11 protein-coding genes and 1 pseudogene are annotated in these 10,501 nt (G+C 70.3%); 7 read left to right on the top strand and 5 right to left on the bottom strand.

The features are described from left to right. The 3 genes from J1C73_RS07375 to J1C73_RS07365 all read right to left on the bottom strand — a co-directional run. Window positions 1–669: sirohydrochlorin chelatase (locus tag J1C73_RS07375; RefSeq protein ID WP_207315633.1), on the bottom strand; the 669-nt coding region annotated here is incomplete at its 3' end. A 5-nt stretch (window positions 670–674) separates the two neighbouring features. Then, on the bottom strand, window positions 675–980 hold the full coding sequence (locus J1C73_RS07370; RefSeq protein WP_207315632.1) for an urease subunit gamma: 306 nt from the start codon (window positions 978–980) through the stop codon (window positions 675–677). Between the two features lie 59 nt (window positions 981–1,039). Further along, entirely contained in the window at window positions 1,040–2,002 is a 963-nt protein-coding gene (locus J1C73_RS07365; protein ID WP_207315631.1) for an urea transporter, read from the bottom strand. Between the two features lie 195 nt (window positions 2,003–2,197). Here J1C73_RS07365 and J1C73_RS07360 point away from each other — a divergent pair, with 195 nt between their 5' ends. Together J1C73_RS07360 and J1C73_RS07355 are read left to right on the top strand one after the other, a co-directional pair. Beyond that, window positions 2,198–2,668 carry a fluoride efflux transporter FluC gene (locus tag J1C73_RS07360; protein WP_207315630.1) on the top strand — a complete coding sequence of 157 codons (471 nt, stop codon included), beginning with the start codon at window positions 2,198–2,200 and terminating at the stop codon, window positions 2,666–2,668. Further along, window positions 2,665–3,038: pseudogene (locus tag J1C73_RS07355) on the top strand (fluoride efflux transporter FluC). The gene J1C73_RS07360 and the pseudogene J1C73_RS07355 overlap by 4 nt, the downstream one beginning before the upstream one ends. A gap of 79 nt (window positions 3,039–3,117) precedes the next feature. Here the strand turns inward: J1C73_RS07355 and J1C73_RS07350 are convergent. Beyond that, complete coding sequence (locus J1C73_RS07350; protein ID WP_207315629.1) at window positions 3,118–3,294, bottom strand: hypothetical protein; 177 nt, start codon at window positions 3,292–3,294, stop codon at window positions 3,118–3,120. A gap of 348 nt (window positions 3,295–3,642) precedes the next feature. Then, complete coding sequence (locus J1C73_RS07345) at window positions 3,643–5,127, bottom strand: SDR family NAD(P)-dependent oxidoreductase (protein WP_207315628.1); 1,485 nt, start codon at window positions 5,125–5,127, stop codon at window positions 3,643–3,645. A gap of 332 nt (window positions 5,128–5,459) precedes the next feature. On the opposite strand from J1C73_RS07345, the gene J1C73_RS07340 reads away from it, so the two are divergent. The 5 genes from J1C73_RS07340 to J1C73_RS07320 all read left to right on the top strand — a co-directional run. Continuing rightward, complete coding sequence (locus J1C73_RS07340; RefSeq protein ID WP_207315627.1) at window positions 5,460–6,362, top strand: RNA polymerase sigma factor SigF; 903 nt, start codon at window positions 5,460–5,462, stop codon at window positions 6,360–6,362. Window positions 6,363–6,731: 369 nt separating this feature from the next. Continuing rightward, on the top strand, window positions 6,732–7,991 hold the full coding sequence (locus tag J1C73_RS07335; RefSeq protein WP_207315626.1) for a PP2C family protein-serine/threonine phosphatase: 1,260 nt from the start codon (window positions 6,732–6,734) through the stop codon (window positions 7,989–7,991). After that, complete coding sequence (locus tag J1C73_RS07330) at window positions 7,981–9,606, top strand: sensor histidine kinase (protein WP_207315625.1); 1,626 nt, start codon at window positions 7,981–7,983, stop codon at window positions 9,604–9,606. The genes J1C73_RS07335 and J1C73_RS07330 overlap by 11 nt, the downstream gene beginning before the upstream one ends. Then, on the top strand, window positions 9,603–10,046 hold the full coding sequence (locus J1C73_RS07325) for a response regulator (protein WP_024492202.1): 444 nt from the start codon (window positions 9,603–9,605) through the stop codon (window positions 10,044–10,046). The genes J1C73_RS07330 and J1C73_RS07325 overlap by 4 nt, the downstream gene beginning before the upstream one ends. Window positions 10,047–10,148: 102 nt before the next feature. Next, on the top strand, window positions 10,149–10,501 hold a 353-nt coding region (locus tag J1C73_RS07320; protein WP_207315624.1), incomplete at its 3' end, for an ATP-binding protein.

Here is a 10,501-nt window from a genome sequence, read left to right as displayed (position 1 = left end):
GTGCTCGCGGCGGCGCCGCCGGGCGTCGGCCACCCGCTCGGCCAGCACCCGTCGCAGCGCGGACGCGGACACGAGGGGACCCGCGCGGTCCACCGGCAGCCCGGCCGCACCGGCCGCCTCGGACGCCTCCGGCGGCGCGAACCCGGCCGACAGCAGCGTCACGCGCTCCGCGCCGAGCAGCCGGCAGCGCCGGACGCCCTCGGCCGGATCCGGGTCCCCGCCGGTGAACGCGACCTCGACCAGGGCGTGCCGCCCGTAGCGGCGTACGAGTGCGGCGATCCGGTACAGCTCCGCGTCCTCGAACGGGTCGCCGGACGGGGCCGTGACCAGCAGGGCGGACGCCTCCGGCACGCGTCCCGCCGCCGCGCGCAGCCAGCCGACGAGGTGCTGGGCGGTGCCGAACGGCTCGGCGAGCACGGTCGCCGCCCGGTCGCCGCCGGGAACGGCGCGCAGGGTCCGGGCGGTGTCCGCGACGAGCTCGGGGTCCCGGCCGAGCGTCATCGGGACGACCACGGTCTCCTCACCCCGGCGCAGGTGCGCGGAGATGCTCCGGAACAGCTCGCGCCCGCTCGGCACGACGCTCACCCCGGGGTTCACGAGCCCGTCCAGCGCACGCCCGTACGCCGCTTCATGGCCGCACACGGCGATGACCGCGCAGCGCTCGGCCACCGGGGTCAGCCCCCGATCGGGTCGTGGCAGGACACCAGCTTCGTACCGTCCACGAAGGACGCCTCGACCTGGAGCAGGCCGAGCATCTCCCGGACGCCGGGCATGGTGTCCGGCTCACCCACGACATGGCGGCCCAGTTCCATGCAGTCCGCGACACTCTTGCCGTCGCGCGCGGCTTCGAGGATCGCCTCGGTGATCAGCGCGACCGACTCGCTGTAGTTGAGCTTGAGGCCGCGTCCCTGGCGTTTGCGGGCCAGGTCGGCCACCACGTACACCAGCAGCTTGTCGATCTCGCGGGGGGCCAGGTTCATCGTCTGTACCTTCCTCGGGTTGTACGGGCAGAGGGCAAGGAGCCCGGGGGCCGGGGCGGTCAGCCGCTCCGGCGAAGGCGGGGCAGCAGCGGCACGGCGGCCATCAGCGCCCAGGTGGTGAGAATGAAGGGCCAGGTGAAGGTGTGGCCGCCGAAGGGCTTGAAGAAGGACGTCAGCGACGCCGTCAGTCCGGTGCTGGCCGCGGCGCCGAACAGCGCGTACACACCGGTCCACACCGTGTTCGCCATGAAGACCGCGCCGATGGCGATGGCCACGAGCACCGCGTTGTATCCGTAGATGCCGTTGGCGATCAGCGCCGTCGGTGCGCCCAGCAGCCACGCGGCGACGATGCCGATCACGCTGCCGGCCGCCGCGTAGAGCACGACGCGCAGACCGGCCAGGGCGAGGCCGATGAGCATGATCAGTCCGACGTACCAGCTGTCGATCAGGAAGACCTGCGAGACGTTGTTGAAGAACGCGTGCCACAGCGCGTTCCAGGACATCGCGGTCTCGCCGGTGGTGGTGCTGGCCACGGAGGCCGGGGCGCCGTGCCAGACCCGCTCGAACGAGGGGGCGCCCACCACCATCACTCCGGAGACCAGGCAGAAGGGCGCGGTCAGCGGGGTGAGCCCGTAGGGCGTGAGGAAGGTGCCCAGGGCGGCCATCAGGAGGGTGCACATGATGGCGCCGACGACGGTCAGCACATAGGTGGCGAGATGGTTCCCCAGCGAGGAGACGAGGGCGATGCCCGTCAGGCAGCCCGCATATCCCTGGAGGCCGAGCGCGATCCCCGACCGGTCGACGGCGAGGGCGTAGGCGGTCGCGGTGGCGAGCAGGGTGCCGAGCGTGGCGAAGAGGCCGTTCTGCCAGCCCGACACCCACAACGCGACGAGGATCGCCACTCCGGTCAGCAGGCCGGCCTGGAGGTCGACCTGTCCGAACCCCCGCAGGGAGGCCAGTACGTACGCGGATGGCTGACGGCTCTCCATCCGCCGGACGATTTCCGGCTCGGCGATGGGCAAGGCTCACTCCAGCGGCTCGACGGCAAAGGCTCCTCCGGCCCACAGGCCGAAAGCGCATGTCTACACATGCCATCAAGGCACACAGTGATCAGATAATCGCGCTGCGTGGGTTCCGGCTAGCCCAACCAGGTACGGGATCCGGCAGGCCAGCGCGCTCGGCCCCGGCCGCCCCGGCCCACTCCGTAGATTCGCGGAATGTCCCCCAGGATGCGGCTGAACCTCCATAGCCACCCCGATCACCACCCCGGGGTGCAGCTGTCGGTCGTGGCCGCCGTCGCGGTCGGCGGCGCCGCCGGAGCCGTCGCCCGGTACGGCGCCGAACGCCTCTGGCCGACCGGCGCCACCGCTTTCCCGTGGACGGTTCTACTGATCAACACGGTGGGCTGTTTCCTGATGGGCGTCCTGATGGTCACCGTGAAGCTGCGCTTCCCCGGTGCTCCCCGGCTGATCAGTCCGCTGCTCGGCACCGGTGTGCTCGGCGGATTCACCACGTTCTCGCACTACACGGACGACGTCCGGCAGCTGTTCGAGAACCACCAGCCGGGGTACGCGGTCGGCTGCCTGGTGCTGACCGTGGTGGCCGCGCTGACCGCCGTGACGGCGGGTGCCTTCGTCACCCACTTCACCTTCGGGCGTTCCTACGTCACGGAGAACGACGTGTCATGACCGACTGGCTGCTCGTCATCGCCGGCGGACTCGTGGGCGCACCGCTGCGCTACTGCCTCGGGGTCGACGCGAAGTTCCGCCTGCACAGCGTCTTCCCGTGGGGCACGTTCGCCGCCACGCCGGCGCGGCCCTGTTCCTCGGCTTCATCGCCGAGGCGGTGACCGACGGCGACCTGGGGGCCAAGCTCAATCTGCTGCTCGCCACCGGGTTCTGCGGGGCCCTGTCGACCTGGTCGACGTTCTCCTACGAACTGCTGACGCTGAACTCCGCCCGCCGGCTGACCCTGGCGGCGGGCTACCTGCTGCTCACCGTGTGCGCGGGCGTCGGCCTCTCGTTCGCCGGGGCCGCCGTGGCCCGCGCGGCCTTCTGAGCGGGCTCACCCGCCGCACGGCCGAACTCCGGCCCCCGCCCCTGTTCGGGGTGCGGACCGGAGCTCGGTGGTGAAGCACTCAGTCGATGCCGGGCAGGATGTGCGGCTCGGCGAGGTCGTCCTCGTAGCCGGCCAGCCGGATCGGTGCGGACCTGGCCCAGACCTCGATGTTCCGGAGCTTCTCGGGCCTGCGGGCCCGCTCTCCGTACTGTCCGGCCGGTCGCTTCTCGTACTTCGTCAGTTCCGGTGTCGTCACCGCGCACTCCTTTGTGTCGCGTAACCCCGGGCGTCGCCGACGCTCCGGCTTCAATACCGGCACATCAACCGCCCGTGAGGGCAGGGGCAGGATCAGCTTCGGTCGCGGTGGCGCCGGGTACGGGGCGGGACGGCGGCCTGGTTGACAGGCCTGTCCCAGGACGGCCGAGGAACCTTCGTGGATCCCTTGGTGGCGTCCGTTCCCCTCAGAGTAACCAAATGAGCGCGTCCACGCTCGATGGAACGTGTGCTCTGGGTCACTTTCAGCCACAGAACACGAAAAAGACCCGGCCCAGGAGGGTTCCCGGGCCGGGTCCGCGACTGCGTGGAGGGGTGCTTTTCCGGACTGCTACCAGTTCGCGGGGGCGTAGTCCTTGAGGAAGCAGCCGTACATCGTCTCGCCCGCTTCACCGCGGACGATCGGGTCGTAGACGCGGGCGGCACCGTCGACCAGGTCGAGCGGGGCGTGGAAGCCCTCCTCGGCCAGCCGGATCTTGTCGGGGTGCGGCCGCTCGTCGGTGATCCAGCCGGTGTCGACGGCGGTCATCAGGATGCCGTCCTTCTCGAACATCTCCTGGGCGCTGGTGCGCGTCAGCATGTTCAGCGCGGCCTTGGCCATGTTGGTGTGCGGGTGGCCTGCGCCCTTGTAGCCGCGGCCGAACACGCCCTCCATCGCGGAGACGTTGACCACGTAGGAGTGCTTGGCGGCCGTCGCCGCCATCGCCGGGCGGAGCCGGCTGATCAGGATGAACGGCGCGGTCGAGTTGCACAGCTGGACTTCCAGCAGCTCGATCGGCTCGACCTCGTCGACTGTCTGGATCCAGCTGTTGGTGTGGTGCAGGTCCGGGACGAGCCCGCCCGCGTCGATGGCGGTGCCGGCGGCGATGCGCTCCAGCGACGCGGATCCGGTGACCAGCGCGAGATCGGTGACGTCCTGCGCGCTCAGCCCCTCCTTGCGGGCGGCGGGCAGCGCGGCGACGCGGTCGACCGTGCCGCTGCCGAAGGTGCCGATCACCTCGGCGGCGGGCAGTTCGCCCGCGGGCAGCGGGGCGGACTCGGCACCGAGCAGCTCGCTGTAGGCCTGCGGCGAGCGGCGCACCGTCTGCGCGGCGTTGTTGATCAGGATGTCCAGCGGCCCCTCGGCGGCGACCGAGTCGGCGAGCGCGACGACCTGGGCCGGGTCGCGCAGATCGATGCCGACGATCTTCAGCCGGTGGATCCACTCGTCGCTGTCCGGCATCGCCTTGAAGCGGCGGATCGCGTCATTGGGGAAACGGGTGGTGATCGTGGTGTGCGCACCGTCACGCAGCAGCCGCAGCGCGATGTACATACCGATCTTGGCGCGGCCGCCGGTGAGCAGCGCCCGGCGCCCGGTCAGGTCGGTGCGCGCGTCACGGCGGGAGCGGTTCTGCCGGGCGCACGACTGGCAGAGCTGGTGGTAGAACGCGTCCACCTCGACGTACCGCGTCTTGCAGATGTAGCAGGACCGGGGGCGCTGGAGAACGCCCGCGATCTCCGCGGCGGCGGAGGAGGACGGCAGGACGCCCTGCGTCTCGTCGTCGATGCGCTCGGCCGAACCGGTCGCGGTGGCCTCGGTGACGGCCTTGTCGTGCGCGGTCTTGGCGGCCCGGCGCTCCTGGCGGCGGCGCTGCTTCACGGTCCGGTAGACACCGGCGGTGGCACGGCGCACCGCGATGGCGTCCGGGTGGTCGACCTCGATGGCGTCGAGCTCGTCGAGCACACTCAGGCAGACGGCCAGCCGCTGCGGGTCGATACCGGGACCGAACTCCTCGATACCGGGCGCGAGCTCCGGGCTGTCCTCTGTCACCGTCATTGCCGTTCCTCTGTTGCTTGTGCCGCCGGATTCTCTCGGCGGACCGTGGCACGCCGCCGAGCCGGACTCACGAGGACTCGCATCCACGGGACTGAAGGTCCGGCCGCGGGCTTCTGCGCAAAGCCGCCGCACTGCGGGCCGAACGCCCCCGTCAAGTTTGCCATGCTCCGGCAGCTGCTCCATTCGAGTGCCCGGGCGGTCCGCGCGGGGCGGCGGAGACCGGAGGCGCGCGGTGATCCGGGCCACTGAAACAGATTTCGCCGATTTGGCATGACCTCGGAATTGCGGGGCACACGAGGCCTGACGCATTGGCAAGCAGGAGGGGCGAGAACATGGCGGCCACGACGGAGCAGACCGGCGGAGCCCTTGGCGCAGCGCGCTCGCTTTCGGAGCAGTCCGGCACCTACACGGATGCCGGCACTTCGGAGCTGCCGTGGATCGAGGACACCGGAAAGGTGGCTCCGAAGGACGCCCGCGCCCTGTCGAAGCTGTTCCTCGACCGGCTCCAGGTCCTCGAGGAAGGCACCCGCGAGTACCAGTACGCGCGCAACACCCTCATCGAGATGAACCTCTCGCTGGTGCGGTACGCCGCCTCGCGGTTCCGCAACCGCGGTGGCGACGACACCGAGGACATCATCCAGGTGGGCACCATCGGGCTGATCAAGGCGATCGACCGGTTCGACCTCTCGCGTGAGGTCGAGTTCGCCACCTTCGCGGTCCCGTACATCGTCGGGGAGATCAAGCGCTTCTTCCGGGACACGACGTGGGCGGTGCACGTGCCGCGGCGGCTCCAGGAACTGCGTGTCGATCTGGCGAAGGCGAAGGAGCAGCTGTCGGCGAAGCTCGACCGCGACCCGACCGTCAAGGAGCTCGCCGAACTCATCGACCTGCCCGAGGAAGAGATCATCGAGGGGCTCGTCGCGGCCAACGGCTATTCGGCGGGGTCCCTGGACTCCCCCTCGGCCGAGACGGATTCCGGGAGCGACCAGCGGTCGTTCGCCGAGATGATCGGCGAGGCCGATCCGGGGATGGAGACCGTCGAGAACCTCCACACCCTGGCGCCGCTGCTGGAACAGCTCGACGACCGCGAGCGCAGGATCGTGCAGATGCGCTTCGGCCAGGAGATGACGCAGTCCCAGATCGGTGCCGAGCTCGGCGTCTCGCAGATGCACGTCTCCCGGCTGCTCGCCCGCATCGTCAAGCAGTTGCGCGCCGGGATGTCCGTCGAGGCGTGACATCCGCCACGTGAGAGCATCCCGTCCCATGGATCTCTCTCCCCTGTAACTGGCCGTACACCGGCGGCAGGACGCCGATGCCGCGGCCGACGCCGCCCGCGCGGACGTAGAACCGGAAGCGGTTCTCGCCGTACGCGCGGGCGCGGACGTCGACGCGGTGTCGGGTCTCTCCGGCATCACCCCGCATGATCTGCTCAGGCTGGAGAAACTCACCGGCGAAATCCGCCCGAGCTGAACCAGCGGGGCCCGTATCGCTTCCGAGCGGCACAATGACGTCTGCCCGCACAGGGGCGGGCGTCATTCACATATGCTGCGTGGCGACGGCGGGCGGCCCGCTCGATCGAAACAAGAGGGTGAGGCGTGGCTGAGATGCGTACTGACTCCCACGCTCAGCATCCGCTCAGCACCGCTCTCCCGGTACAGGCCGGGTCGCAGTCGGACGGCCGGCCCTCCGTGTGGGACGTCAACGCCTCCATCCTCCTGGTCGAGGACGACGCGGGCGACGCCCTCCTCGTCGAGGAGATGCTCGCCGACGGCGAGCTGGACTCCGCCCTCACCTGGTGCAAGACCCTGACCGAGGCCCTGACTTTTCTGCGCGGGCACCGGACACCCGTCTGTGTCCTGCTGGACCTGCACCTCCCCGATGTGCACGGGCTGAGTGCCGTCACCCAGATCGTGGAGACCACCCCGGACGCCGCCATCGTGGTGCTGACCGGCCTCGCCGAGGCCGAGGCCGGACTCGACGCGGTGGCCACCGGCGCGCAGGACTACCTGGTCAAGGGACGGCTCGACCCGCAGGCGCTGTCCCGTGCCGTCCGCTACGCCCTCCAGCGCAAGCAGGTCGAACGGGCTGCGGCGGCCCTGCGCGCCAACCAGCAGATGGCCCAGGAGAACGCCCGCCTCGAACGGGGGCTGCTGCCCGTACCGCTCCTGAACGACGACAGTTTCGAGGCGGTCGCCCGCTACGAGCCCGGCCGCGCCCACGGCCTGCTCAGCGGTGACTTCTACGATGTGGTCCAGACCGCCGACGGCACGGTTCACGCCGTGATCGGCGATGTGTCGGGGCACGGTGCGGCGGAGGCCGCGCTGGGGGTGTGCCTGCGGGTGGCCTGGCGCACGGCGGTGCTGTGCCGCACCGACCAGTTGGAACAGCTCGCGCTGCTCGAGGAGATCCTCGTCGCCGAGCGGTCCGACCCACATGTCTTCGCGACCGTCACCTCACTCGTCTTTCCGCCCGGCGGGGACCACGTCCGGATCGTGCGGGCGGGGCACCCGGGGCTCCTGCTGCGCCACGCCACGGACATCGAGTGGGTGGAACCCGAGGGCGGCATCGCGCTCGGGCTGCTGCCCGGTCACGGCCAGTGGATCTCCACCGACCTGACGCTGGCGCCCGGCGCCGGTCTCGTACTCTTCAGCGACGGCCTGTTCGAGGGGCGCACCGGACCGGACACCCGGCTGGGTGAGGACGGGCTGCTCGCCATGGCCCGGAGCCGGGCCGGTCTGCCCGCCCGGCCGTTCATCGACGCACTGGTCGCCGGCGCCTCCGACGCGGCCGCTCCCCACGGCGGCCTCGCCGACGACGTCGCCGTGCTGCACCTCGCCTGGAACAGGACACCTCATGACCAGTGACTCACCGGCAGACCCCCCGATCCGGCCGGGACGGCTGGCACGGCTGTCGGTCCAGAACTGGGTCCATCTGATCCTGGCCTGTTTCGTCCTGGTCGTGTGCGGCTGCCTGGTCGTCGGCGGACTCGTGCTGGCCCGGATATCCGACCGGACCACCGAACTGGTGGACCGCATCCAGCCCGCCCGCTCCGCCTCCTTCCAGCTGCAGAACGCGCTGCTCGACCAGGAAACCGGGGTCCGTGGCTACGCCCTCAGCGGCGACCCCTCCTTCCTCCAGCCCTACGCGACGGGCAAGCGCGACGAACAGCTGCGGCTGGCGCGGGTCCGCTCGGCGATGGGCGACGCCGAACCGTACGCCCGCGATCTGGACCGGATCGCCGCGGCCTCCGCGCAGTGGCGCGCGGAGCACGCCGAACCGCTGATCGCCGCTGTCCGCCGCGACGGCCGGGAGAGCCGGTTGTCCGCCAGGATCGCCGGGAGCAAGACCGCCTTCGACACGCTGCGGCGGCTCTACAGCACACAGCAGTCCCATCTCGACACCGCCCGGGACCACGCGCGCGCCCAGCTCAACGACGCACGCGTCACGCGCGACCGGACGCTGATCGCGCTCGTGGCCTGCTTCGTGGTGTGTGTGATTGCCCTCAGCCTGCTGCTGCACCGGGTGGTGGGACGGCCGCTCCACGCGCTGGCCGAGGCCTCCCGCGAGGTGCAGTCCGGCGCCTTCCGCCGCCGGATCGAGGTGCACGGGCCGTCCGACGTACGGGCGGTGGCCGGCGCCGTCGAGGACATGCGGTGCCGGCTGGTCGAGGAGCTCGACGCCTCCCAGGAGCGGGAGGACCTGCTGGCCCAGCAGACGGAGGAACTCCGCCGCTCCAACTCCGAGCTGGAGCAGTTCGCGTATGTCGCCTCGCACGACCTCCAGGAGCCGCTGCGGAAGGTCGCGTCCTTCTGCCAGCTCCTGGAGAAGCGCTACGGGACGGAGCTGGACGCGCGCGGCAAGCAGTACATCGACTTCGCGGTCGACGGTGCCAAGCGCATGCAGGTGCTCATCAACGACCTGCTCACCTTCTCCCGGGTGGGCCGGGTCCACGACAGCTGGAGCACCGTCGACCTCGACCGCTCGCTGGACCGGGCGCTGGCCAACCTGACACTGGTCATCGAGGAGTCCGGCACCACGGTCGTGCGCGAGAACACGCTGCCCGAGGTGAACGGCGACGGAACGACCCTCGCCATGATCTGGCAGAACCTGATCGGGAACGCGGTGAAGTTCCGCCGCGCGGACGAGCCGTGCGTGATCACGGTCGGCTGCGTACGGGAGGACGACGTCTGGCACTTCACCGTGACGGACAACGGGATCGGGATCGCCCCCGAGTTCGCCGAGAAGGTCTTCGTCATCTTCCAGCGTCTGCACGCCCGCGACGAGTACGACGGCACGGGAATCGGACTCGCTCTCTGCCGCAAGATCATCGAGTTCCACGGCGGCCGGATCTGGCTGGATCCCGAACCCCGCCAGGGCGCCCGTATCCACTTCAGCCTGCCCGCCGAGGACGGCGGGTCCCCGGCCGGGGGCCCGGCCGAACCCGCCCGACCCGCCGAGATCTCCGGAGATACCGCGTGACCCATCCCGCACAGCCCATCGAGGTCCTTCTCGTCGAGGACGACCCCGGTGACGAGCTGATGACGCGTGAGGCGTTCGAGGACAACAAGATCCGCAACACCCTCCATGTGGTCCGCGACGGACAGGAGGCGCTCGACTTCCTCTACCGCCGGGGCGAGCACGGCGAGGCCCCGCGCCCCGACCTGATCCTGCTCGACCTGAACCTGCCCAAGTACGACGGGCGCCAGGTGCTGGAGCAGATCAAGCAGGACCCGGAACTCTCCCTCATTCCCGTGGTCGTGCTGACGACGTCCTCCGCCGAGGAGGACATCCTGCGCAGCTACAAACTGCACGCCAACGCCTACGTCACGAAACCGGTCGACCTCGATCAGTTCATCGCGGCGGTGCGCCAGATCGACGAGTTCTTCGTGACCGTGGTCCGGCTTCCCGGACGTGCGTAAGATCTGCTGACACAGGCCGGGAGTGGGATCTCCCGGCGCGGGTACACGAGCAGCGAGAAGAGAGGCCCATGGCCTCCCCCCGTTGCGCCCTGGCTGGAGCACATGAACGAACAGGCCGTCTCCCGGCCGGACGACTCCCCGAGGAGCTGTCCGCCCACGGAGATACTGCACGCCGCCGAGGTGTTCGACGGCGAGCCGGGGTGCATCTCCCAGGCGCGGGGCCTGGCCGACCGCTTTCTCGCGCGGCTCGTCTCCGAGTGGATGGCCGTGCTCGGCACCCACACCCACAATGATCTGATGCTGGCCGTGAGCGAGTTGGTCACCAATGCCGACCGTTACAGTCACGGCCCCTATCTGCTGGAGCTGGAGGGCACGGCGGAGCGGATCAGCGTCACCGTGTACGACAGCAGCAGCGCGCTCCCGGTCTTCTACTCCCCCGACCCGAGCCGGCTCGG

The sequence above is a fragment of the Streptomyces laculatispora genome, from assembly GCF_017353455.1.
Lineage (GTDB): Bacteria > Actinomycetota > Actinomycetes > Streptomycetales > Streptomycetaceae > Streptomyces > Streptomyces laculatispora.
This window is presented reverse-complemented; position numbering and strand designations above follow the sequence as displayed.

Bases quoted from the DNA above. Each gene is read 5' to 3' on its own strand.
- J1C73_RS07370 (WP_207315632.1), bottom strand. From the start codon at position 980: ATGAACCTGGCCCCCCGCGAGATCGACAAGCTGCTGGTGTACGTGGTG.
- J1C73_RS07360 (WP_207315630.1), top strand. From the start codon at position 2,198: ATGTCCCCCAGGATGCGGCTGAACCTCCATAGCCACCCCGATCACCAC.
- J1C73_RS07345 (WP_207315628.1), bottom strand. From the start codon at position 5,127: ATGACGGTGACAGAGGACAGCCCGGAGCTCGCGCCCGGTATCGAGGAG.
- J1C73_RS07340 (WP_207315627.1), top strand. From the start codon at position 5,460: ATGGCGGCCACGACGGAGCAGACCGGCGGAGCCCTTGGCGCAGCGCGC.
- J1C73_RS07335 (WP_207315626.1), top strand. From the start codon at position 6,732: ATGCGTACTGACTCCCACGCTCAGCATCCGCTCAGCACCGCTCTCCCG.
- J1C73_RS07330 (WP_207315625.1), top strand. From the start codon at position 7,981: ATGACCAGTGACTCACCGGCAGACCCCCCGATCCGGCCGGGACGGCTG.